Here is a 24003-nt window from a genome sequence, read left to right on the forward strand (position 1 = left end):
GGGGGATGATCATGGTCGAGTTGCGTCATCTGCGTTATTTCCTCGCCGTGGTGGAGGAGAACGGGTTCACCCGGGCCGCCACCCGCCTGCACGTCAGCCAGCCCACGCTCAGCCAGCAGATCCGCGCCCTGGAGCGCTCGGTCGGGCACCCGCTGTTCGACCGCCTGCCCGGCGGCCCCCGGCTCACCGCCGCCGGCCGCGCCCTGGTGGCCCCGGCGGCGCGGGCGATCATGATCGCCACCGACGGGGTGCGCGCCGCGCGGGAAGCGGCGCGCGGTGCCGCCGGGGACCTCCGGGTGGGCCTGGTGTACGCGGCGGAGGGCGCGCTGACCCAGTCCATTCTGGCGGCCTTCGCCGGCGCGTTCCCGGCCGTCCGGCTGCACTTCCGCGCCGAACTCCCGGTCGCCCGCGCCTACACCGCGCTGGTGCGCGACGAGGTCGACGTGGCGTTCACCCGGCTCCCGCTCGACCCCGAACGGCACGCCTGGCACCTGCTCTACCGCGAACGCCGGGTGGTGGTCGCCCACGAGCGGCACCCGCTGGCCGCCGCCGGCTCCGCGACCCTGGCCGACGTCCTGCCCCTGCCGATCCTGTCCGCCAACCCCGCGCGGACCCCGCCGGAGGTGCGCGACCACTGGCTGCTCAACGACTTCCGCAACGGCCTCGCGCCGGCGCGGCACGTCACCGAGGCGTGGTCGGTGCCGGAGATCGCGCTCACCCTGGTGCACAACCCGGCGGTGATCGCGATGTGCTCGGAGGTCGCCCGCACGCGCCCGCCGCTGCCCGACGCGCCGCTGCGCTTCCTGGACCTGCCCGAGGCGGGCATGAGCGACGCCGTCATCGCCCGCCGCGAAGGCGACCACCGCCCGCACGTGACGGCCTTCTGCCACCTCGCCACCACCGTCGCCCGAGGTCTGCTGGAGACCTCGGCACGGTGAGCGCACGCCGGCCGGGTGTGCGCGCGGTGACCGGAGGCGCTGCGGCGTCACCTGCCGGAGTGAGACGAACGCGGCCCGCGAGCGGGACCGGTGGCCGACCCCGACGATGGTGGGCGGTCCACGTCCTGGAGGCGACATGATGTTCTTCCGTTCCGGCGCGCGCGTGTTCTCGGCCCTGGCGCTGGCCTTCGCCCTGGCGACCGGGGTGTCCGCCGTTCCGGCGTCGGCGGCGGTGTTCGACGACTGCGCGATGGCGACGTGCGCGGACGCCCGGGTCGCGTACGCGTACTGGCTGAACGAGGGTCTCCCGGCCCGCCGGGTGACCAACCGCCTGCCGGACGGCGAGTGCGTCACCGGCGGCGGGACCTACGGCAACCGGGACGGGCAGTTGCCGCAGGGGGCGCACGGCACCTACCGCGAGTTCGACGTCTACCCTCGTCCGTGCGGGCACGGCCGTGACGCCCACCGGATCGTGGTCGACCACGAGACCGGCGCGGCCTGGTACACCGACGACCACTACCGGAACTTCCACCACCTCTGAGCCGGTGCGACGGCGAACCAGGGAAGCAGGCCGAGCAGAGTTGATCGACCCGATCACCGCCCTGTGGCGCAAACGCACCGCGCCCGCCCACGACGGCCTGTACCGCGTGGGCGGCCCGGCGTACGCCGTCGAGGTCGACGGCCCGCAGCTGTCGTGGTTCGACCTCGGTCCGGAACTCGACCTGGCCCACGTGCTCGCGGACCCCGGCGACGTGCTGTCGATCGACATCTCCGCCCGCGCGGACCTGCCGGTCGGCGCGGTCGTGTGCGGGGAGGGCGCGCTGGGCTCCGAAGGGTTCTTCGCCCGCCTGGACGCCTCGGGCGAGCTGGTGTGGATCGTGGCCCTGCCCTACGCCAACCCGTTCCACCTGGTGCGGGTCGAGGGCAGCCGGGCGGTGTTCGTCAACAACCACGGCAACTCCGTCACCGTCGACCTCGACCGCCCGGAGTTCGCCGGCTGACACCGGACGTGCCCCCGTCGTCGGGGGCCGCCACCACGGCGGGCAACGTTCGTCACCCGCACGTGGCGGCGGCGGTGTTTCGGACGGGCGATCCGGTCACGGAGCGGGCAGCGACACGAACCCCTCGTCGATCAGCCAGTCCCGGGCGACCACGGCCGGGTCACGGCCGTCGACGTCCACCTCGGCGTTGAGCCGGCGGATGGTGTCGTTGTCCAGCTTCGCGACGATCGGCGCCATCACCTCCGCGACCTGCGGGTGGGCCCGCGCGAACTCCTCGCGGAGCACGATCGCGGCGTTGTACTGGGGGAAGAACTTCTTGTCGTCCTCCAGCACCACGAGCTTGAGCCCGAGGATGCGGCCGTCGGTGGTGAACACCTCGCCGAAGTTGCACGACCCCTGCGAGGTCGCGGTGTAGATCGTGCCGATGCCGAAGGTCTTGACCTCGACCGAGCGCGGGTCGAACCCGTAGGCCCGCGCCACGCCGGGGAACCCGTCGTTGCGGCTGGCGAACTCGGTCTCCAGGCAGAACACGCCCTGGTCGGGGTCGCGGCGGATCAGCTCGGCCAGGTCGGACGTGGTCTTCAGGCCGTGCTCGCGGGCGTACGCCTCGGTGACGGCGAACGCGTAGGTGTTGTTGACCGCCGCGTAGTCCAGCCAGCGCAGGCCGTTGCGGGCGAGGTCGGCGTCCCGGACGGCCTCGTACTGCGCCCGCTCGCCCGCGATCGGCTCGGTGTTGCCCAGGTAGCTGATCCACCCCGTGCCGGTGTAGTCCCACATCAGGTCGACGTCCCCGGTGATCAGCGCCTGCCGGGAGCTGTTGGAGCCCTGGATGTTGGTCATGTCCCGCACGTCCGCGCCGGCCGCGGCGAGCGCGACCTCGGCGAGGTAGCCCAGCACCTGGTTCTCGGTGAAGTCCTTGGACCCCACCGCGATGTCCACCCCGGCCAGCTCCGGCACCGGCCGGATCGAGCCGGGCCCCACCTCGAACGGCAGCGCGAACGAGGACTCCAGGCCGCACCCGGAGACCAGCAGCCCGGTCGTGGCCGCCAACGCCGCCAGCCGCCGCCTCAGCCGCGCGCTCATCGCAGTCCCCTCGGTCCGAAGTAGGTCTCCACGACCGCGCCGAGCCAGTCGACCAGCAGCGCGAGCCCGACCGCCAGCACGGCCCCGGTGATCAGCACCGGCACCCGGGCGAGCTTGTAGCCGGTGTCGATCAGCAGGCCGAGCCCGCCGCCGTTGACGAACACCGCGAGCGTGGCCACGCCGACCGCGTGCACCAGCGCGGTGCGCAGCCCGGCCAGGATCAGCGGCACCGCCAGCGGCAGCTCGATCCGGCGCAGCACGGTGCCCGCCGACATGCCGATCCCGCGCCCGGCGTCGACCAGGGCCGGGTCGACGCCCTGGAGCCCGATCATGGTGTTGCGCAGCACCGGGAGCAGGGTGTAGAAGGCGATCGGCAGCACCGCCGCCCACAGCCCCTCCAGCCCCGAGACCAGGAAGAACAGCACCAGGATGCCGATCGCCGGGGACGCCTGGCCGATGGTGGCGATGCCCAGGAACAGCGGTGCCGCCCGGCGCGCCCAGCGGCGGGTCAGCACGACGCCCAGCGGCACGGCGACCACCAGCACCAGCGCGGTCACCGCGAAGCTGATCACCAGGTGGTCCCAGGTGGCCGAGGCCAGGTTCGACGCGTTGAGGCTCTGCCGCTCGATCGAGTCGAGGTCCCGGCTGAACGCCCAGGCCAGCACGCCGCCGACCAGCACCACCACCGCGATCGGCTGGATCAGCAGCCGCAGCCGGTCGGCCCGCGCCCGGTCCTGCCCGGCGGTCACGAGTCGGACTCCGCGTGCTCGTCGCGCAGCTTCTGCACCGTGCCGATCACGGCGTCCATCTCCACCAGGCCGATGTACTCGCCGCGCGCGCCGGTCACCACGGCCGCGCCGCCCTCGGTCAGGATCGCCTCCAGCGCGTCCTGCAACGTCGACTGGAGCGACACCGAGTCGCCGACCGGACGCGGCTGGCCGGGGTGGCGGGCGTGCGCCCAGCTCACCGGCCGGTTGCGGGCGTCGAGCAGCAGCGCGTACTCGCGGCCCGCCTCGGCGAGCCGGCGGCCGATCTCGGCGGGCTCGTCGGTCACCCGGGCGGTCACCGCCGTGACCAGCTCGACCTCGCGCACCCGCCGCAGCCGCAGCTGCTTGAGCGACGCGCCGGCCCCGACGAACCCGGCCACGGTGTCGTCGGCGGGGTTGGCCAGGATCGCCTCCGGGGTGTCGTACTGGAGGATCCGCGAGCGCGGCCCGAGCACCGCGATCCGGTCGCCGAGCTTGACCGCCTCGTCGAAGTCGTGCGTGACGAACACGATCGTCTTGCGCAGCTCGGCCTGCAACCGCATCAGCTCGTCCTGGAGGTTGCCCCGGGTGATCGGGTCGACCGCGCCGAACGGCTCGTCCATCAGCAGCACCGGCGGGTCGGCCGCGAGCGCCCGCGCGACGCCCACCCGCTGCTGCTGGCCGCCGGAGAGCTGCCGGGGGTAGCGGTCGCGGTACTCGGCCGGGTCCAGCCCCACCAGGTCGAGCATCTCGTCCACCCGGTCGGACACCTTCGCCTTCGCCCAGCCCAGCAGGCCCGGCACGGTGCCGACGTTCTGGCCCACGGTCAGGTGCGGGAACAGCCCGGCCTGCTGGATCGCGTACCCGATGCCGCGGCGCAGCTTGTCGGGGTCCAGCGACAGGGTGTCCTCGCCGTCGATGGTGATCCGGCCCGAGGTCGGCTCGATCAACCGGTTGATCATCCGCATCGTGGTGGTCTTGCCGCAGCCGGACGGACCGACCAGCACCACGATCTCGCCCGCCCGGATGGTCAGGTTCACCGAGTCCACGGCCGGCGCGGCGACGCCGGGGTAGCGCTTGGTCACGTCGATGAGTTCGATCTCACTCGCCACGGATCCCCCTGGAGACGGTGTAGCGGCCGATCAGCGCGAACACGCCGTCGAGCGCCAGCGCGAGGATGACGATGCCGAGCGTCCCGGCGATCGCCTGGTTGGTCGCGTTCGCGCTGCCCGCCCTGGTCAGACCGGCGAAGATCTCCACCCCGAGGCCGGGCCCGCGCACGTAGGCGGCGATCGCCGCGATGCCCATCAGCATCTGGGTGGCGATCCGCGTGCCGGTGAGGATCGCGGGCCACGCCAGCCGCAGCTCCACCCTGGTCAGCACGCCGAACCTGCTCATCCCGATGCCGCGCGCCGCGTCCCGCACGGCACCGTCCACCCCGGCCAGGCCGACGATCGTGTTGCGCACGATCGGCAGCAGCCCGTAGAGCACCAGCGCGACCACGGTCGGCCTCGCGCCCAGCCCGAGCACCGGGATGAGCAGCCCGAGCAGCGCGAACGACGGGATCGTGAGCACGGCGCTGGTCAACGCGATGGCGGCGGCCGAGCCGAGCGGGCTGCGGTACACCGCGATCCCGATCCCCACGCCGATGACCACGGCCAGCACCGTGCACTGCACCACGGCGCTGACGTGCAGCAGCGACTCCACCAGCAGCCGGTTCCAGCGATCGGCCACGAACTCCCAGAAGCTCATGGCGACGTCCCGGCCGGGTCGGCTCCCCGGGCAGCGGCCGGCGGTCTCCTCCGACCCGCCGCCGCAGCCGACCGGTCGGCCATCGGGGTTCGTGCCGGAGGAGAGATCATCGACCACCTCTGCGGGTACGCGGACGTCGTGGTTGGCCCGGCCATCGAACCAGGGGGAGGCCCCGCGCGTCCCGCGATGCGGCGGGTTCGCCCGTGGCGGCACTCCCTGGCGGCAAGGGTCGGCAAGGTGCCACGGTACGCCAGTCGATCACGTCGGACCTGCCCGCCGGGTGCCGGACCGCGTCGGCGGGCCGTCCACAGTGCACGGAGGAAGCAGCCATCCCACTTGGCGGGGAACGCTTTCCGCACGCGTCGCGCCCTGCCCTCCGGCGCGCGGCGAGCGATGTCCTTCCCGCGCGTGTCGCCTGCCGCAAGCCCGGCCGGTCGTCGCGCCGGCGGAAGCGCACGGCCCCTCCAGCGGCGACCGGGCACCGGCCCGGGTACTCGGCGGCACAGGTCGCCGCTGTCGCGGCGGAAGGCCGGGAACCGCACCAGGTCGGCGGTCCGCTACTCCCGGTCCGCCGCGTCGCGTCGCGCCACCACGCGAAGTGCCGGTTCGGGGGCCGCGCCGTCGGGCGGTGTGAGGGAGGACGTCGGGCGGTCGACGGGTTCGGCGGGGATCGGCGGGTCCGGCCACGTCGGATCCGTTGTGGCGCTGCGCGGCCCCGGATACCGGTCCTCTCCGATGTGCCGGCTCATGATGCCTTCTCCCGACCAGTGCGCGACCGCGTGCTCCGTCCGTGGACGGACACTGCCACGGTCGGCCGGTGTCGCCCCAGGTCGTCGCCGCCGGATTCGCCGGACCGGGTGGTCACGTCACCGTGCCGCCGGAACTTCCTGGTAGCACGGGGTGAGCGCGGTCCCGTCCCGACACCGACAGGTGTCACCCGAGAACGAACCCGGACAGGGCCACCGCCGGGGTCGTCGCGGGGGAGGGCCTGCCCGGTGTTCAGGCCGCTGGTCCGTCGACGGTCCCGCCCACCGCCGAGGCGGGCGGGACCGTCCGCGATCGTCAGGAGACCTTGCGGGCCGTGCGACCGGCGAGGTGGACGTACCGGCTGCCGTCGGCGAGCCCGTAGAACGTCAACGCCGTCCACGGCTCGGACTCGTCCAAGCGGGCCAGCAAGTAGTCCTCCCGCACCGGGACCAGCGCCACCTCGACCACCTCGTCCGGAATGGTCTCGGACAGCGCGGCGGTGATCGTCAGCTTCGCCCGGAGCCCGTCGTCGCCGGCCGTCACGTCCAAGCGCTGGCCCATCCGCTCGTAGGTCCCGACGTAGGACTGCCCGTCCACGACGACGGGCGTCGCCGGGGGCTGCGGGGCCTGCGGGGCCGCCACGTCGCACACCTCCGCCAGGAACTCGCCCAGGAAGCGTTCGTACAACTCCTCGGTGTGCCCGCCGTTGGTGAGCAGGCACACCACCACACCCGCGTCCGGAACGACGCGCAGGAACGACTTCTGGCCGATCGTGCCCCCGTCGTGCCCGTGCACCAACCGGCCCGAGGACTCCCGCAGCACCCACGCCAGGCCCACCGCGCGACCGTCCACACCGGACGCGTTGGGGATCTCCACCTGACGTTCGAGCATCTGGGCCGAGCGCGCCGCCGGCAGCAGGTCGGAGCAGCCGGGCAGGTGGGTGCGCGCGAAGGCCACGACGTCCGACGCGGTCGCGGTGATCCCGCCCGCCGGCCCGACCGAACGGGCCAGCGCCCACGTCGGTGCCATCGTGGACTTGCCGTCCACCACGCCGTGCCCGTAGGCGACGCGGAAGCGCATCACGTCCTCCGGCAGGCTCGCGGTGTGCGACAGGCCCAGCGGTTCCACGATCCTGGCGCGCAGCGCGGCGTCCCACGTGGTCGAGGCGACCCGTTCGACGATCGCGCCGAGCAGCGAGAAACCCGAGTTGCAGTAGGACATCGTCGCGCCGAGCGGGTGGGTCGTCCCGATCGTCGCGCACGACTCGACGTAGCGCCGCAGCGTGTCGTCGCCTCGCCCGCCGTCGAAGAAGTGGTCGCCGTCGATGCCGCTGGTGTGCGTGAGCAGGTGCCGCACGGTGACCCCGTCGACCAGGCCGGGCGTGGACAGGCGGAGTTCGGGCAGGTACCGCAGCACCGGCGCGTCGAGGTCGAGCAGACCCTCGTCCACGAGCTGGAGCACCAGCGTGGCCGTGTAGATCTTGGTGATCGACCCGATCTGGAACACGCTGTCGACGGTGGTCTCGACACCGGTCTCCACGTTGAGCACGCCGGCGGCGGCGGTGTGCACCGTCCCGTCGACCAGTGCGGCGAACGACGCCCCGGGGACCACGCACTCCCCGATGAGGTCGCGCAGGCGGTGCTGCCAGTGCCCGATGTCGAAGCCCACGTTGTTTTCCTTCCGCCGTACTTCCCGGACGAACGTCGATCGCCGGCTGGTCGTCCCCACTGTCGGCCGATCCCGGGCGTCCCGCATCGGTCGAAGCGATGAAGACCGGGGCGCGAGCCTGGCCGCGCCGACAACCGGCTCAGGTCGCGCGGGCGACCTCGGCCGGGTGGCCGGTCACGTCCTCGGCGGTCCGCCCGACGACGGTCAGGTAGTTCGCCGGGTCGGTGACGCCCTCGGTGCTCAGCAGCAGGACCGACGCGTCCGCCGCCAACCCGAGCGGTTCCCGGTGCTCCTGGTCCGAGCCGTGCAGCGCGATCAGCCCGCCGAGTGCGGCGGCACCGGTCTCGCCGGCGGCGATCCCGTGCCGGGCCAGGCGGCGCATCGCGTCGTGCATCGGCGCGTCGTCGATCACCAGCGCGGCGCTCAGCCCGGACCGGAGCAGCGGCCACGTCGTGTAGGACGGCGTGCCGCAGTTCAGCCCCGCCATCTCCGAGGTCTGCGGGCCGGGCACGGTGGTCCGCTCGCCGGACCGCAACGACCTGGTGACGCACTCGGCCCCGACCGGCTCGACCGCGACCACCCGGGTCGGCGCGTGCGCGAAGTGGCGGACCGCGGCGGCGGCCAGCGCCCCGACGCCCACCGGGACGAACACGAAGTCCGGGTACGGGGTGGCGCTGCCGGACAGGCGGTCCTGGATCTCGCGGAACATCGTGGAGTAGCCGTCGGAGATCCAGCCGGGCACCTCTTCGTAGCCGGGCCACGAGGTGTCGGACAGCACCAGCCGGTCGGTGCTCGCGGTGGCGGCGGCGATCCGCACCGTCGTGTCGTAGTCCGCGGCGACCTGGTCGACCCGGGCGCCCTCGGCCCGGATCGCCCGGACGCGGGCCGCGGCGGTCCCCTCGGGCACGTAGACGTGCGCGGACATGCCGAACAGCGCCGCGACCCGGGCGACCGCCCGCCCGTGGTTGCCGTCGGTGGCGGTGACCAGGGTGAGGCCGGCGTGGCCGGACAGCAGTTCGCGGAGTTCCTCGACGGTCGACCAGTCGTCGTCGCCGATCCCGCCCACGTGCCGCTGGATCAGCCGGTAGGCGGCCCAGGAAGCGCCCAGCCCCTTGAAGGACGGCAGCCCGAACCGGGTCGACTCGTGCTTCACCCACAGCCGCCCGACGCCCAGCCGGTCGGCGAGACCGGGCAGGTCGTAGAGCGGCGTCGCGGCGTAGCCGGGGAGCTTCCGGTGGTACCACAGGGGATCGGCCACCGGGTGGGACACGTCGGGCCGACGCTCGCCGCGCGGGCGCACCCACAGTTCCTGGATCATGCGGAAAACCCTAGAGCCGGGGTGCCGGCCGGTTCTCGTCCTCGCCGACGAAGCGCGCGGGTCCTTTGTGCACGGTCGCACGCACGCTGGTCGAACCGGCCGAAAACCCCTTGTCGGATCGGACGAACGCGGCCCGCCGGCCTGGTCCGCGCGGTCAGGGTCCGACCCGGTCCCGCTCATTACAGTCGCGCCCGACGGGCCTCATGGCGGCGCTCGTGCGGATTCGACGGAGGTCGGATGACAACGACGAAAGCAGTGGGCATGGCCGCGACCGCGGCACTCGTGCTCGGCTCGATCGGCGGGGTGGCGGCGGCGGCCCCGCGCCCACCGGAACCGGTCTACGGGTCGGCCGGCGCGGGCGACGGCTACTACCCGGAGGACGGCAACGGCGGCTACCAGGTCGAGCACTACGACATCAGCGTCGACTACGACCCCGCCGGCCACGTCCTCACCGGCGTGGCGAAGATCTCGGCCACCACGACCGAGGCGTTGAAGGGCTTCAACCTCGACCTGCTCGGCCTCACCGTCGACTCGGTGCGGGTCGACTCGGCGAGCGCCGCGCACCACCGGGAGAGCGCGCACGAACTGGTGGTCCGGCCGGCGAAGTCGTTGCGCCAGGGGCAGCGGTTCACCGTCGAGGTCGCCTACCACGGCGTGCCCGACCCCGGCGGTGCCTGGTTCTACAGCCCCAGTGGCGGCGCGTTCGCGGTGGGCCAGCGCCAGGCCGCGTCGAGCTGGTTCCCGGTCAACGAGACGCCCCGGGACAAGGCGACGTTCACCTTGCACGCCACCGTGCCCACGGGCTGGTCGGTCGTCTCGAACGGGGTCCGGACGGCGACCGCGAGCAGCGGCGGCCGGACCCGGTTCGACTGGCAGGAGAAGACGCCGATCACCGGCTACCTCACCACGATCGTCATCGACAAGTTCACCTTCCTCGACCAGCGGCGCGCCAACGGGATGCCGCTGCTGAGCGCGTTCGCGCCGGGGACCGAGGGCAACATCGCGGTGGAGAAACGACTTCCGGAGGTGCTCGACTTCCAGGAGTCGCTGTTCGGCCGCTACCCGATCGGCACCGGCGGCGGTGTCTACGAGGTCGGCCCGTTCACCGGGGCGCTCGAATCGCAGGGCCGCTCGGTGTACATGCTCGCCGAGGGCAGCGGTGACGCGGCCACCGTCCGGCACGTCGTGCACGAGAACGCCCACCAGTGGTGGGGCGATTCGGTGTCGGTGCGGGACTGGGCGGACATCTGCCTCAACGAGTGCGTCTCGACCTACGCCGAAGACCTGTGGGGCGAGCGGAAGGAGGGCGTGGACCTCGACCGCAAGTACCGCGACCAGGTGCGCGGGAAGCTGGCCGACCCGGCGTTCTGGAGCGCGAAGCTCCGCGACGGCGGGCCGGACAGCGAGATGTTCAACGCCGTGTACTACCGGGGTCCGCTGTTCATGCACGCGTTGCGCCGCCACGTCGGCGACCGCGCGTTCTTCGCGACGTTGAAGGCTTTCCCGCAGCTGCACCGCCACTCGAACGCGACCTTGCGGCAGTTCCTCGACCTCATGCAGTGCTACGCCGGGAAGAACCTGTCCGCGTTCGCGAACGCCTGGCTGGACGGCACCACCGTGCCGGCCGATCCCTACCTCTGGCCCGGGAGCCTGAAGGCGAACGGCTGACCGCCAAGCGCTGCCCCGGACCGCGACACGTGGTCCGGGGCAACGCCCGTCCTTACGCCGTCATCCTGATCGACCACGGGAACTGCGTGCCGCTGAACGTGGCCCGGTTGCCGAAGGTCGGCGTCGGCAGCAGGTAGAACGGCACGATGTCGACCCGCTTGACAAGCTCCGCCTCGGCCTGGTTCCAGGTGGCGCAACCCTCCTTGCCCGGCATGGAGGACGCCTTCTCCACCAGCGCCTCGTAGGCCGGGTTGTGGACGCTGCCCAGGTTCTTGCCGCCCTCGCCGAAACCCGGTCCGGAGAACAGCGGCGCGAGCTGGCTCGGCAGTTCCACCGAGACGCCGACCAGCGCCATGTCGAACGCGCCCGACACCACGACGCTGTTGAACGCGACCCCGTCGCCGGACTTGACCTCGACCTTGATCCCGACGTCCTTGAGCTGCCGCTGGATGAGTTCGACCGCCTCGGTCTGCCGGCCCGGCGAGGTGAAGTGCGCCAGCACGAAGGTCAGCGGCACGCCCTGCCGCTGCCGGTAGCCGTCGCCGCCGGTGGTCCACCCGGCCGCGTCCAGCGCCGCCTTCGCCGCCGCCACGTCGCGGCGCGGCAGGTTGCCCTCGATCGTGTTGCCGGGGCACGGTTGCGGGGTGTTGGACGCGAGCATCTGGTCGGCGACCTTGCCGGTGCCGCTGGTGAGCACCTCGCCGATCTCGGGCAGGGTGAGCGCCTGCACTACCGCGCGCCGCACCGAGCCGTCCTCGCCGGGGTGGCCGGCCTGCTGGTTGAACCAGATCTCGCCCTCGACGCTCCAGCTGTCGATGCTGAACAGGTTCGCCGCGCGCAGCCGCTGCTCGTCCGGCCCGCTGACGTCGGCGAAGTTCAACTGGCCGGACAGCAGCAGGTTGGCCGCCGTGGTCGGGTTCTCCACGATCTTCACCACCACCTGGTCGGGCAGGCCGCGCTGGTCGTTGCGCCAGTCGCCGGGGCCCCAGGCGTAGTCGGTGCGCCGCCGCACCGTGTAGTGGTCGCCGGGCACGCTGTCGGCCAGGGTGAACAACCCGGTGCCGCCCTTGCCCGCGGCGAGCGCGTCGGGGTCGCCCAGCGCGCCCCGGCAGACCATCGCGACGCTGCCCAGGTCCAGCAGCAGGAAGGCGTCCGGCCGGCCGCTGGTCACGCTGACCGTCCGGGACGCCTCGTCCGCCGTCGCGACCGTGCCGACCTGGACGGTCTGGCCGAGGATCGCGGCCTTGTTGTCCGGGTCCGCGACCCAGTTGATCGTCGCGGCGGCGTCGGCGGCGGTGAACGGCGCGCCGTCGGAACAGGTGATGCCCTGGCGGATGGTGAAGCGCGCCGTGGTCAGCGTCGCCTCGAACGTCTCGGCCAGCGACGGCACGACCGCGCCGGCCGCGTCCTCGTCGATCAGCCCCTGGTGCAGGAACTGGTTGAACTGGTTGGTGGCGCTCAACGTCGTGGTGAACGGGTTGAGGTTGCCCAGGTCGGTGTCGACGGCCATGGTGAAGGTGCCGCCGTCCACCAACTCCCCGCCGGTGGGCGCCGAGCACCCCGACCCGACCAGGACCGCTGCGACGGCCGCGACCGTCCACTTGGCGTGCTTCATACGTCCTCCAAGGCGGGTGACGGGGTCGACCCGCGAGCTGCGTCGGATCCGGTCGGGCAAGACTCGGCCGGCCCGCCCGGACGTTCAATGCGCGAACCGACCAAAAGCCCCGGCGGGACCGGTCGCAACCGACGAGAGATCCGGTCCGCCCGCCGGACACACTGGTCCCGGCGCGCCCGACCGGGCCCGCCGGAGAGGCGCTCGTGACGCGGACCGGACAGCACGCGGGGACGCTGGGCATCCTCGGCGGGATGGGTCCACTCGCGACCGCCCACTTCTACCAGCGGCTGGTCGCGGCGACCCCGGCCGAGCGCGACCAGGACCACGTGCGGGTGCTGATGTGGGCCGACCCGGGCGTCCCCGACCGCACGGCCGCGCTGCTCGGCCTCGGCCCGTCCCCGGTGCCGGCGATGGTGCGCGGGGTCGAGTGGTTGCAGCGCGGGGGAGTCGACGCCGTCGCGGTGCCGTGCAACACCGCCCACGCCTTCTTCGCCGAGACCGCCGAGGCGACCGGTGCGCACCTGATCGACATGGTGGCCGCGTCGGTCGCCGAAGCCCGGCGCGGCGCCGAGCGGGTCGGCGTGCTGTGCACCGACGGCACCCGGCGGGCCGGGCTGTACGAGCGCGCCGCCGAGGCGGCGGGCGTGGAGCTGGTGCGGGTCGGCCCGCGAACCCAGCGCCTTGCGGTGAACCGGGCGATCGGTCTGGTCAAGCGGCACCCCGGCCGGGGCGAGGCGCTCGCGGTCGCCGCCGACCACGTCACCGGGGCCGCCCGGGAACTGGTGGACCGGGGGGCGCAGGTCGTGATCGCCGCGTGCACCGAGATACCGCTGGTGATGTCCGGCGCGCAGCGGGTCGTCCGGGTGGTCGACTCGACCGAGTGCCTGGCGCGGGCCGCGCTGGCGGCGCTGCGCGGCTGACCGGGCCACCGTCAGAGTTCGTCCGCGAGCAGGCGCAGCACGAGCATCGCCGCGAACCGGGTGTCCGCGTCGCCCAGGTCGATGTCGGCGACCTCGGCCAGCCGGCGCAGCCGGTACCGGAACGTGTTCGCGTGCACGCCGACCGCCGCCGCCGCGTCGCTGACGTCGCCGAAGTGGTCCAGCCACGCCGCCAACGTCTTGAGCAGGCACGTGCCGTGCTTGCGGTCGTACTCGGCGAGCCGGGACACCGGGCCGCGCACCACGTCGCCCCGCAGGTCCATCTGCTCGCGCATCTCCAGCAGCAGCGCCTCGACGTACACCTCGCCGATGTTGGCCACCCGCGTGCCGCTGTTGGACAGCCGGAGCACGTGCAGCGCGCGTTCGGCCGACAGCCGCGAGGCGGGCAGCCCGGTGGAGCCCGGCGACGCCGACCCGACGCCGATGAACGCGTGCGTCCGCCCGGCGGCGCGCTGGAGGAAGTTCTCCGACAGCCTGGTCGCCCGCGCCTGGGCCGTCGCGTTCGCCGCCTGCACCGGCAGGATGCCGTAGGTGATGTCGCCGACCGGCGCGGCGACGGCGTGCGGGTGCGCGGCGGTCAGGTGCATCGCGAAGGCGTCGGAGAGCAGTTGCCGCTCGGCGGTCCGCGAGGCGTCCAGGCCGTTGGCCGAATCGGGCACGGACAGCGCGAGCACGACCGCGGGCTGGTCGAGCAGACCGAGCCGGTGCGCCGCGTCGCGGCAGCCGGGACCGCCGTCGAGCACCGCGCCCACCAGCGCCGCCCGCAGCCGGCGCTTGACGTCCGCGCCCGCCCGCTGGCTGAGCAGGTGCGGTGCGGCCAGCCGGGCGGCGTCCCGGAACGCCTGCGCGCGGTCGGGCGTCAGGTCGACGGGGCCCGCCGCCCACAGCGAGCCCAGGACCTCGTTGCCCGCCCGGACGGCGATGGCCACCCGGGGGACGGACAGGCCGTCGATCCGGACGCCCTGCGGGCTGACGTAGACGGGTTCGCCGGTGCGGTAGAGGCGGTCGAACACGCCGTGCGACTCCAGCGCCCGGACGTTCTCGGCGGACACGCCGCGCCCCAGGATGGTGGCCGCGCGGGAGGCGTCGGCTTCCTCCTGGCGGCCGGAGAAGGCGAGCACCCGGGAGTCCAGGTCTTCCACGGTGATGGGCGCGTCGAGCAGCGTGGCCACCGCGTTGGCGAGGGCGAAGAGGTCGCCGTTGGGGATGCCGGACAGCGTGTCGCCGTAGGCCGACGTGCCGTCGTCGGCGGAGATCAGGGCTTCGAGCATCGCGTTGACCTGCAACCACGACCTGCGCTCGGCCAGCGCGAGGACGGCCACCCCGCTGCTGGCCGCGGCGGCGGTGACCGCCGGGCTGCGGGGGAGCGGGTCGCGGACGACGAGCGCCGCCGCGCCGCGCGCGCCGAGCTGGTGCAGGGTCCGCGCGATCTGGTCGGCGCCGCGCAGCCCGACGCCGAGCACGATCGCGCCGCGCGACCAGCCGGGCTGCTCCGCGCCGTCGTAGATGACCACGCCGCCGACGTCGACCAGGGCTTCGGGGTCGCCGCAGCCCAGGGTCAGCAGCGTCTCGGGCTGACCGGACAGGACGTTCGCGACCGACAGTCTCGGGCGGTTGCTCGACGAGGTGAGGGACGACATCGGCGACTCCAAGCGATCAGGGCTTCGACCCGAGCCAGGGCGGATGCGGCTCACGCCGGACCGGGCGCCGCGGCGACTGCGCGGTGGTTGCTCCACTCGCCCGACCGGGCTGCCCGATATTCCGATATATTGGTATTCATGGAACAGGGTGTCAACCCTCGGACCCGCCGGAACGCGCCCGGCCGGCCCGGGGCCGTCGAGCACGATCCGCCGGTGGTCGAGGAGGTCGACGCCTACCGGCTCCTGGTCGAGGCCGCCGCGCGCGACGTGCCCGGCCGGGTCGGGGCGGGCGGCGGGCTGCTCCGGGACCGGGTCTACGCGCGCGTGCTGGAGTGGATCGTCGACGGCCGGCTGCCACCGGGCACCCGCATGCGCGACAAGGACATCGCCGCCCTGCTGGAGGTGAGCCGGACCCCGGTGCGCGAGGCGATCCGCCGGCTGGAGGACGAGGGCTTCGTGACCGCCGAGGCGAGCCGGTGGACCCGCGTGGCGGACCTCGACGTCGGCGCGGCCGAGCAGATCTACCCGGTCCTGTGGACCTTGGAGGGGCTGGCGATCACCTCCGGCGGGCCGTGGCCGGCCGACCGGATCGCCGAGCTCAAGGCCACCAACGAACGCCTCGCGCGCGCGGTGCGGGAGGGCGACGCGGCCACCGCAGCCAAGGCCGACAGCGACTTCCACGACCTGGTCGTCGCCATCGCGGACAACCCGCGCCTGGCCTCGATCGTCAGCGACCTGAAGGTGCACCTGCGCCGGCTCGAAGTCGCCTACTTCGCGGGCGCGCCCGCGGCGGGCCGTTCGGTGCACGAGCACGAACGCGCGATCTCGGCGCTGGAGAACGGGGACCTGGCCGCCGCCGTGCTCGCGATCACCGAGAACTGGCAGCACAGCCTGGACCGGATCCGCCGGCACAACGCGTAGCCCTCCCCGTCCCCATCCCCGTACCGGAGCCGCCCGCCGGGATCCTCGGCCCGGTACGGGGTTTTCCCGTGCCCGGGGGACTTCCGCGTGCCGGCGCATGGCACACCCTCCCATCGACCGCACGCGGGTGTCGTGAGCCTGAAGTCCCGCAGGGCGCGCGCTTTCGTCGTGCCCGCACGACGACGAAAGTCGGAGCCGGTTCATCCCCACCGGTCTTGAGGCCGCACGGCCCGGTCTGCCTGACTTCTCCGGTGACGGCGGCGGGTGTCCACACCGGTCCGCCACCACGTCCACTTCGAACTCCGGCACAACGAGCGACGACGAGTTCGGGTGGTTACGACGAACCGCGAAGGGCCTCGGGCGAGCAGTATCAACCGGCCTGACGAGCAGGCCGACGAAGCGGAGGACCAGCATGGCGACCACGACGGCCACCCCGCCCGCGCTCCGCGCCCGGCTCCCCGGCCACCGGTGGTCCGGCTACCTGCTGCGCCGGATCGGCCGGCTGGTGGTCTCGGTGTGGGTGCTGGTGACCGCCGCGTTCTTCATGATCTACCTCATCCCGGGCGACCCGGTGCGCGCGGCGATGGGCCTGCGCGCCTCGCCCGAGGCGGTCGCCGCGCGCCGCGCCGCGCTCGGCCTGGACGACCCGGTCTGGCTGCAATACCTGCACTACCTGGAGAACACGGTCACCGGCCACTTCGGCACGTCCATCGTCACCAACGTCGACGTCGCCCGGACCGTCGCGCAGCGCCTGCCCGCCACCGTGGAGATCTCGGTGCTGGCGTTCCTGGTGGTCGCGCTGGTCGCGGTGCCGCTCGGCCTGGCGATGGCGGTGCTGACCAGGGGCGGTCGCCGACCCGCCCTGCGGCTGGGGTTCGCCACGTCGAACATGGTCGTCGCCGCGATCCCGGACTTCCTGCTCGCGGTCGGGCTGGTCTACCTGTTCGCGGTGCGGCTCGGCTGGCTGCCGGTGGCCGGTCGCGGCGACCCGGCGTCCTACGTGCTGCCGGTGGTCGCGCTGGCCGCCGGTCCGGTCGGCGTGCTCTCCCGGATCGTGCGGATCGAGACGTTGTCCGTGCTGGGCGAGGACTTCATCCGCACCGCGCGCTCGAAACGCCTGCCCGCGCGGCTGATCTACCTGCGCCACGCCCTGCCGAACGCGCTGACCGCGACGCTGACCTTCGGCGGCATCCTGCTCACCGGGCTGATGGCGGGCACCGTGCTGGTGGAGAACGTGTTCGCGTGGCCTGGTCTCGGGACCACCATCGTGCAGTCCATCCAGCAGAAGGACTACCCGACCGCGCAGGCGATGGTGCTGGTGTACGGGGGCCTGGTGCTCGTGGTCAACCTCGTCGTGGACCTGCTGCTCGCCCTGCTCAACCCCCGTTCGACCCTCAAGGAGGGCTGACCCGTGGCCAGCCGACGCGGAGCCGCGTGGCTCCGGATCTTCCGCACCCCGGTCGGGGTGCCGGCCGCGATCCTGCTCGTGGTCCTCCTGGCCACCGCGATCGTCGCGCCGATCCTGTGGAGCGCGCAGGCCGAGGCGATCGACGTGGCCGCGATCCAGCGGCCGCCCAGCGCGCAGCACCCGCTGGGCACCGACGGGCTGGGCCGCGACATCCTCTACCGGCTGCTGGTGACCACCCGGCTGACGGTCGCGCTCTCCCTGCTGGCCACGCTCATCGGCGCGGTGCTCGGCATCGCGCTGGGCGTGGCCCCCTCCGTGCTGGGCCGCCGGGCGGGTTCGGTCGTCACGTCGGTGGTGAACATCGCCGTCGCCTTCCCGAGCCTGCTGCTGGTGCTGTTCTGCGCGGTCGTCTTCGGCGTCTCGACGCAGGGCGCCGTGCTCGCCCTGGCGGTCGCGATGGCACCGTTCTACGCCCGCCTGACGCAGACCCTGGCGGCCGCGGTGGCGGGCCGGGACTTCGTCGCGGCGGCCCGCGCGGCGGGCGTGCCCCGCACCCGGATCCTGGTCCGGCACGTGCTGCCCAACATCGGCGAACAACTCGTCGTCAACGCCATGATCGGCGTCGGCGGCACCCTGCTGGCGTTCGCGGGCCTGTCGTTCCTGGGCATCGGCATCCAACCGCCCGACTACGACTGGGGCCGCATCCTCAACGAGGGCGTCTCCAGCATCTACGTCAACCCGGCCGCGGCGCTCGGCCCGGCCGTGCTGGTGGTGCTGGCCGGGCTCGCGTTCAACCTGTTCGGCGAGGCCGCCGCCCAGGTCATCAGCGGCGAGTCGGCCCCGGTGCGGCGCGGCGCCGCGCCGCCCGCCGCGCCGGAGACCGACGAGGACCCCGACACCGCGACCGACCCGGTGCTCCGGGTGCGCGGGCTGCGGGTCTCCTACCCCCGGCGCGGCGGGTGGACGACCCCGGTCCGGGGCGTGGGCTTCAGCCTCCACCACGGCGAGGCGGCCGCGATCGTCGGCGAGTCCGGCTCCGGCAAGAGCCAGACGGCGCTGGCCGTCGCCCAGCTGATCGAGCACCCCGGGCTGGTGACCGCGCGGACCCTCGACTTCGACGGCCTGCCGCTGGAGCCGGGGTCCGCGTCCCGGCTGGGCACCTCGCTCGCCATGGTCTTCCAGGACCCGATGACGTCGATGAACCCGACCCTGAAGGTGGGCAGGCAGCTGGCCGAGGTCGCCGAGCAGCACCAGGGGCTGGGCCGCGCGGCCGCCCTGGCCAAGGCCGTCGACCGGCTCCGGCTGGTCCGCACCCCGTCGGCGGCCCGCCGGGCGCGGCAGTACCCGCACGAGTACTCCGGCGGGATGCGGCAGCGCGCGATGATCGCCATGGGGCTGATGGGCGAACCGAAGCTGATCATCGCCGACGAGCCCACCACGGCGCTCGACGTCACCGTGCAGAGCCAGGTCCTGCGGCTGCTCGCGGACGTCCGGGCGGACTCCGGCACGGCGATCCTGCTGATCACCCACGACATCGCGGTGGTCCGGCGGTTCTGCGACCGGGTCCTGGTCATGTACGCGGGCCGGATCGTGGAAGACCTGCCCGTCCGGGACCTGGCGACCGGGGCGAGCCACCCCTACACCCGCGCGCTGCTGGCCGCCGTGCCCGACATGGACACCGACCGCGACCGGCCGCTGGCGTCCATCCCCGGTCGGCCGCCGCACCCGGACGACCTGCCGCCGGGGTGCGCGTTCGCACCCCGCTGCCCGCTCGCCGACGAGCGGTGCCGGACCGAAGACCCCACCCTCGTCCGGCTCGGCGAGCGACACCGGGTGGCGTGCCTGCACCCGGTGCGCCCGGCCGCCGCCGGCACCGCGACCCGGGAGCACCCAGGTGAGTGAGCTGCGTTTCGAGAACGTGTCCGTCCGCTACGGCGACGGGCGGCACGCGCTGACCGCCGTGCGCGAGGTCAGCCTGGTCGTCCCGGCGGGCAAGGTCGTCGGCCTGGTCGGCGAGTCCGGCTCGGGGAAGTCGACGGTGGCCCGCACGGCGGTGGGCCTCGCGCCGGTCAGCTCGGGCCGGGTCACCTTCGGCGGCACCGACCTGCGTGAGCTGCGCCGCCGGGGCCGGTATCCGCTCCAGATGATCTTCCAGGACCCGTACGGGTCGCTGAACCCCCGGATGACGATCGGCGAGTGCGTCGCCGAGACCATGCCGCGCCGGTCGCCCGCGGGCCGGGCGGCGCGCCGCGCGGAGACCCTCAGGCTGCTCGAACTGGTCAACCTCGACCCGGGCACCGCGGACGTGCTGCCCGCCCGGCTCTCGGGCGGGCAGCGGCAGCGGGTCGCGCTGGCCCGCGCCCTCGCCGGGCGGCCGGAGGTGGTCGTGGCCGACGAGATCACCTCGGCCCTCGACGTCTCGGTCCAGGGCACCGTGCTCAACCAGATCCGCGAGTTGCAGCGCGAGTTGGCGCTGGGCATGTTGTTCATCTCGCACAACCTGGCCGTCGTGCGGTACGTCAGCGACTACATCGCGGTGATGTACCTCGGTCGGATCGTGGAATCCGGGCCGGCCGAAGAAGTCCTGGCGCGCCCGCAGCACCCGTACACCCGGGAGTTGCTGCTGGCGGCGGCCCTCGACGACGCGCCGCCGGCCGCCGGACCGCTCGGCGTCGAGCCGGCCGACCCGCACCGGCCGCCGTCGGGCTGCGGCTTCCACCCGAGGTGCCCGATCGGCCCGGCCGTCCGCGCGGACCGCGACCTCTGCCGGACCGTCGAACCCGTGCTGACCGCCGCGGCGGCCTGCCACTTCTCGCCGGGGGAGGGGGAGGCGGCAGGCTGATCCGGTCAGCCGACCCGGGGCGTCGCGCGCAGGCCCATGTGCAGCAGCATCCGCCCGGAGGGCGTCCGGAAGAACGCCACCGGGCCCGCGTCGGCGCCGTCCTCGTCGCGCGCCCGGAACAACCCCGGGCCCGCCGGGGCGAGCCGGAACTCCCGGTCGCCTCGACCGATCCGCCTGATCAGGTCGACGGTCGAGGTGACCCGGACCAGCAGGCCCGGACCGTCCGGTACGACCTCGACGATCTTGCCCTCCCGGCGGTAGGACCCGGCGAACTCCGCCGGGTCGACCCTCTCGGCCGGGTCCGGTTCCGGCAGCGGCGGTCGCGGCGGCGTCCGGCGCAGGCCGGCCACCTGCCGCCCGATGATCGCGAACAGCTGGTCGAACAACGCGCCCGCGTGACCGCCGTTGGTCAGCAGGACCACCGCGAGGCCGCTGTCCGGGACCATCCGGAGGAACGCGGCCTGCCCGATCATGCCGCCGTCGTGGCCCACCACCAGCCGGTCGTAGCCGTGCTCGCGGGTCAGCCCGAGGCCCCACGAACCCGCGTCGGGCAGCAGCTCGGGCAGCCGCGCCTGCTCGGCGCGCATGGTCGCCGCGCTGTGCGGGCTCAGCACCTGCCCGCCGTGCCGGTCGCGGCCGTCCGACATGAGCACGCGGGCGAACGCGAGGACGTCGCCCGCCGTGGAGTTGATCACCCCGGCGGGGGCGAGCGAGCGGGGCAGGCCCCAGATCGGCGTCCTGGTGCGGCCCGCGCCCGGCAGGTCCAGGTGGCCCACGGCGGTGGGCAGCAGGATCGCGTCCTCCGGGAAGGTGACCGTCGACCGCAGGCCGAGCCGGTCGACCAGCCGCCGGCGGATCGCGGTGTCCCAGGACTCCCCGGTCAGCCGTTCGATCAGGTGCGCGGCGAGCACGTAGCCGGTGTTGCCGTAGGACCAGGACTCCCCCGGCGCGAACAGCGGCGGCACCTCCCGCAGCCGCTCGACCAGCCGGGCGACGCTGTCCGCGCCGCGCCCGGTGTCGAAGTACAGGTCCCCGTCGAGACCGCTGGTGTGGCACAGCAGCCGGCGCGGCGTGATCAGGCGTGCCGCGCCGGGCTCGGCCAGCACCAGGTCGGGCAGCAGGTCGGCCAGGCTGTCGTCGAGGCCGAGCAGGCCCTCGTCGCACAGCTGGAGCAGCACGGTGGCCGTCCACACCTTGGTGATCGACCCGATCTGGAACACCGAGTCGGACGTGACCGGCGCGCCGGTCCCGATGTTCAGCACACCGGTGGCCGCCACGGAGGTCTCGTCCGCACCGCCCGGCACCACGCGCAGCACGCCCAGCACCGCGCCGGGGACCTCGTGCACGTCGGACAGCCGTCGCAGCAACCGCTGCCACTGGTCGGCCTCCGCGCGGGCGCGGTCCACCGCTCGCGGCCGGGCGGTGTGCTCGCGGAGCCAGTCGACCGTGCGCCGGACCAGGTCGAGGCGGTGCGCGGGCCGGCCGGTGTCGGCCAGGCCGTGGTCGCCGCCCGGGTAGCGGACGAACTCGACCGGCACGCCGAGCCCGCGCAGCGCCGCGAACCACTGCCGGGACTGGCCGATCGGGCACCGGAGGTCGTCGGTGCCGTGCAGCAGCAGGGTCGGCGTGCGCACCCGGTCCACCTGGTCGAGCGGCGAGAACCGGTCCAGGTCCGCGCCGGCCGCCCCGAACTCCCGCGCCGCCAGCGGGCCGCCGATGTCCGAGGTGCCGACCAGGCTGCGCAGGTCGGTGGCGGGCGCGTGCGCCACGGCCGCGGCGAACCGGGTGTCGTGCGCGGTCAGGTAGCACGCCAGGTAGCCGCCGTAGCTGTGGCCCGCGACGGCGAGCCGGCCCGGGTCGGCGAGCCCCTCGGCCACCAGCGCGTCGACCGGTTCCAGCACGTCGCCCAGGTCGGCCTCGCCCCACCGGCCCAGCGCGGCGGTCAGGAACGCCTCGCCGTACCCGTCGCTGCCCTTGGGGTCGGGCGTGAGCACGGCCCAGCCGTGCGCGACGAGGAGCTGGTGGTGCGGGTTCAGCCGGTCCGCGAACGCGCCCCAGGCGTTGTGCGGCCCGCCGTGGAGGTCCACCAGCAGCGGCTTGGGGCCGGGCGCGGAGGGGTCGTCGAGCAGCCACCCGGCGACCGTCGTCCCGTCGGAGACGGTGAAGGACCGCGCGGTGCGGGTGAACAGTTCGACCTCGGGCAGGCGGTCCTGCCGCAGCGACGTCCGCACGGTGACGCGGCGGCTGTCGAGGTCGACCTCGGCGACCTCGCCGAAGAGGTCCGGCGTCGCCAGCACGACGGCGGCCCGTCCGCCGGACACCGACAGCCCGAGGACGGAAACCCCGCTGTCGGTGAGCTTCTCGACCCGCCGCGACCCGACGTCGAGCACGCACAGCGGCGTGTCGCCGCCGTCGCGCAGGCAGAACACCACCCGGCGCCCGCCGTCCGCGAACCGAGGCGGCCCGCCGGTCGCCCCGCCGCCGCCCACGGCGACCGACCGGTCGGCGTCGGTGATCCGCTCGGTGCTCCCGTCCGCCGTGCGGACCAGGAACAGCTGCGACAGCCCGACCCGGTTGTCCAACCGGCCGGCCGCCAGCACCGAACTCCCGTCCGGGTGCCAGGAGAGCCCGCCGAGCCGCACGCCGGCCGGACCCAGCCGCCGTGGCACGGCGGCGGGCGCGTCGACGTCGACCAGGTACAGCGCGACGGTGAGGTCGAGGTCCGCGTCCGGCTCGGCCGAAGCCGTGAACGCGAGCGTCCGGCCGTCCGGCGACCACGCCGGTTCCGACGCGTCCCAGTCGCCCCGGGTGATCCGCCGCGTCCGCCCGGTCGCGACCTCCAGGACGTGCAGGTGCCACCGGTACCCGCGGCCCGCCGGCTCGCCCTCCACCTGGTCGTCCAGGCGGGTGGTGACGACGGGGGACGTGCGGTCGGCGGACGGGGTCGCGGCCCGGAACGCGATCCGCGCGCCGTCGGGGCTCCACACCGCCGGCCCCGCGCCCAGCGGGAGGTCGGTGAGCCGGGTGAGCCCACGACCGGTGACCTCCAGGCTCCAGAGCTGGGCGGCCGGTGATTCCCCGGAATCGCGCAGGAACGCCAACCGGGTGCCGTCGGGTGACCACCGGGGCGCCCGGTCGTCCGGCCCGGAAGTCAGTTCGACCGCCGCACCGGACCGGTCGAGCAATCGGAGCCCGCGCACGTCCCGATCCGCGTTTTCCCCGGCGCGGCGCTCGACGTAGCACGTCCGGCGTCCGGCGGGATCGATCGCGACGTCTTCCGGGACCGCCAGTCGCAGCACGTCACCGATCTGGAACCGCCTGCTCATCGAACGTCCTCACCGTGCCGGGAAATCGAGTTCGGCCACGGTAACCCGGTGTGACGACGGCCTGTTCGTCGATTCCGCCGAATCGGCGGACCGTGATTCGGCGGAATCGACCGCCGCGTCGCGGGGAATCGGCACCGGTGAATCCGCCCGAGCGGAGCGGCCGGACGTCACAATGGGGTGTGAGGTCTTTTGCGCGGTGGTTGCGGCACCAGCCGGCCGGACGGCGGGAGGTCCGGTTCCGCCTGGTGTTCCTGCTCGTGGTCACGGCCGGCTGGTCGGTCTTCGGCTGGCCGGGCGGTGTCCTGACGATCGCCGCCGTCGTCGGGCTGTCGGTCGTCGACGTGATCGCGACCTACGTCTGGTGGCGGAGGGACCTCCGCGACGCGGGCTGA

The 24003-nt window shown here is 73.9% G+C and carries 19 protein-coding genes; 10 read left to right on the plus strand and 9 right to left on the minus strand.

Translation table 11 applies throughout. The features are described 5' to 3' along the window. Nucleotides 1-11: 11 nt before the first annotated feature. The 3 genes from AC0HI0_RS02400 (at nt 12) to AC0HI0_RS02410 (ending at nt 1939) form a co-directional block, all read left to right on the plus strand. Nucleotides 12-938: a LysR family transcriptional regulator gene (locus tag AC0HI0_RS02400; RefSeq protein WP_480930574.1), complete on the plus strand. Its 927-nt coding sequence runs from the start codon at nt 12-14 to the stop codon at nt 936-938. 136 nt (nt 939-1074) lie between these two features. Beyond that, nucleotides 1075-1479, plus strand: a complete 405-nt coding sequence (locus tag AC0HI0_RS02405) for a ribonuclease domain-containing protein (RefSeq protein ID WP_480930575.1) — start codon at nt 1075-1077, stop codon at nt 1477-1479. A 40-nt stretch (nt 1480-1519) separates the two neighbouring features. After that, on the plus strand, nt 1520-1939 hold the full coding sequence (locus tag AC0HI0_RS02410; protein WP_480930576.1) for a hypothetical protein: 420 nt from the start codon (nt 1520-1522) through the stop codon (nt 1937-1939). 96 nt (nt 1940-2035) lie between these two features. On the opposite strand, the gene AC0HI0_RS02415 is transcribed toward AC0HI0_RS02410, so the two are convergent. The 6 genes from AC0HI0_RS02415 to AC0HI0_RS02440 form a co-directional block, all read right to left on the minus strand. Beyond that, nucleotides 2036-3022: a glycine betaine ABC transporter substrate-binding protein gene (locus AC0HI0_RS02415; protein WP_480930577.1), complete on the minus strand. Its 987-nt coding sequence runs from the start codon at nt 3020-3022 to the stop codon at nt 2036-2038. Beyond that, nucleotides 3019-3771 carry an ABC transporter permease gene (locus AC0HI0_RS02420; RefSeq protein WP_480930578.1) on the minus strand — a complete coding sequence of 251 codons (753 nt, stop codon included), beginning with the start codon at nt 3769-3771 and terminating at the stop codon, nt 3019-3021. Before AC0HI0_RS02420 ends, AC0HI0_RS02415 begins: the two co-directional genes overlap by 4 nt. Then, on the minus strand, nt 3768-4880 hold the full coding sequence (locus tag AC0HI0_RS02425) for an ABC transporter ATP-binding protein (protein WP_480930579.1): 1113 nt from the start codon (nt 4878-4880) through the stop codon (nt 3768-3770). Before AC0HI0_RS02425 ends, AC0HI0_RS02420 begins: the two co-directional genes overlap by 4 nt. Continuing rightward, nucleotides 4870-5520 carry an ABC transporter permease gene (locus AC0HI0_RS02430; RefSeq protein ID WP_480930580.1) on the minus strand — a complete coding sequence of 217 codons (651 nt, stop codon included), beginning with the start codon at nt 5518-5520 and terminating at the stop codon, nt 4870-4872. The genes AC0HI0_RS02425 and AC0HI0_RS02430 overlap by 11 nt, the downstream gene beginning before the upstream one ends. A gap of 1062 nt (nt 5521-6582) precedes the next feature. After that, entirely contained in the window at nt 6583-7935 is a 1353-nt protein-coding gene (locus AC0HI0_RS02435) for a serine hydrolase domain-containing protein (RefSeq protein WP_480930581.1), read from the minus strand. 139 nt (nt 7936-8074) lie between these two features. Continuing rightward, complete coding sequence (locus AC0HI0_RS02440) at nt 8075-9253, minus strand: diaminopropionate ammonia-lyase (RefSeq protein WP_480930582.1); 1179 nt, start codon at nt 9251-9253, stop codon at nt 8075-8077. A 237-nt stretch (nt 9254-9490) separates the two neighbouring features. On the opposite strand from AC0HI0_RS02440, the gene AC0HI0_RS02445 reads away from it, so the two are divergent. After that, the gene (locus AC0HI0_RS02445; RefSeq protein ID WP_480930583.1) at nt 9491-10921 is read left to right on the plus strand and encodes a M1 family metallopeptidase; all 1431 of its coding nucleotides are present in this window, start codon (nt 9491-9493) and stop codon (nt 10919-10921) included. Between the two features lie 52 nt (nt 10922-10973). Here the strand turns inward: AC0HI0_RS02445 and AC0HI0_RS02450 are convergent, their stop codons facing one another. After that, nucleotides 10974-12536: an ABC transporter substrate-binding protein gene (locus AC0HI0_RS02450; protein WP_480930584.1), complete on the minus strand. Its 1563-nt coding sequence runs from the start codon at nt 12534-12536 to the stop codon at nt 10974-10976. Nucleotides 12537-12739: 203 nt separating this feature from the next. Between AC0HI0_RS02450 and cuyB the strand changes: the two genes are divergently transcribed. Next, nucleotides 12740-13456 carry a cysteate racemase gene (cuyB, locus tag AC0HI0_RS02455; RefSeq protein WP_480930585.1) on the plus strand — a complete coding sequence of 239 codons (717 nt, stop codon included), beginning with the start codon at nt 12740-12742 and terminating at the stop codon, nt 13454-13456. Between the two features lie 11 nt (nt 13457-13467). Here the strand turns inward: cuyB and AC0HI0_RS02460 are convergent, their stop codons facing one another. Then, nucleotides 13468-15114, minus strand: a complete 1647-nt coding sequence (locus AC0HI0_RS02460) for a PucR family transcriptional regulator (RefSeq protein WP_480930586.1) — start codon at nt 15112-15114, stop codon at nt 13468-13470. Nucleotides 15115-15252: 138 nt separating this feature from the next. Between AC0HI0_RS02460 and AC0HI0_RS02465 the strand changes: the two genes are divergently transcribed. The 4 genes from AC0HI0_RS02465 (at nt 15253) to AC0HI0_RS02480 (ending at nt 20285) form a co-directional block, all read left to right on the plus strand. Next, nucleotides 15253-16035: a GntR family transcriptional regulator gene (locus tag AC0HI0_RS02465; RefSeq protein WP_480930587.1), complete on the plus strand. Its 783-nt coding sequence runs from the start codon at nt 15253-15255 to the stop codon at nt 16033-16035. A gap of 412 nt (nt 16036-16447) precedes the next feature. Next, a complete protein-coding gene (locus tag AC0HI0_RS02470) occupies nt 16448-17443 on the plus strand; it encodes an ABC transporter permease (protein ID WP_480930588.1) in 996 nt (331 codons plus the stop codon). 3 nt (nt 17444-17446) lie between these two features. Continuing rightward, nucleotides 17447-19345, plus strand: coding sequence for a dipeptide/oligopeptide/nickel ABC transporter permease/ATP-binding protein (locus tag AC0HI0_RS02475; protein ID WP_480930589.1), 1899 nt, complete (start codon nt 17447-17449; stop codon nt 19343-19345). Next, a complete protein-coding gene (locus AC0HI0_RS02480) occupies nt 19338-20285 on the plus strand; it encodes an ABC transporter ATP-binding protein (RefSeq protein ID WP_480930590.1) in 948 nt (315 codons plus the stop codon). Before AC0HI0_RS02475 ends, AC0HI0_RS02480 begins: the two co-directional genes overlap by 8 nt. A gap of 5 nt (nt 20286-20290) precedes the next feature. Here AC0HI0_RS02480 and AC0HI0_RS02485 read toward each other — a convergent pair whose 3' ends face one another. Then, on the minus strand, nt 20291-23611 hold the full coding sequence (locus AC0HI0_RS02485) for a serine hydrolase (RefSeq protein ID WP_480930591.1): 3321 nt from the start codon (nt 23609-23611) through the stop codon (nt 20291-20293). 179 nt (nt 23612-23790) lie between these two features. On the opposite strand from AC0HI0_RS02485, the gene AC0HI0_RS02490 reads away from it, so the two are divergent. Continuing rightward, nucleotides 23791-24003, plus strand: a complete 213-nt coding sequence (locus tag AC0HI0_RS02490) for a hypothetical protein (RefSeq protein ID WP_480930592.1) — start codon at nt 23791-23793, stop codon at nt 24001-24003.

This window comes from Saccharothrix sp. NBAS 001, from assembly GCF_056640475.1.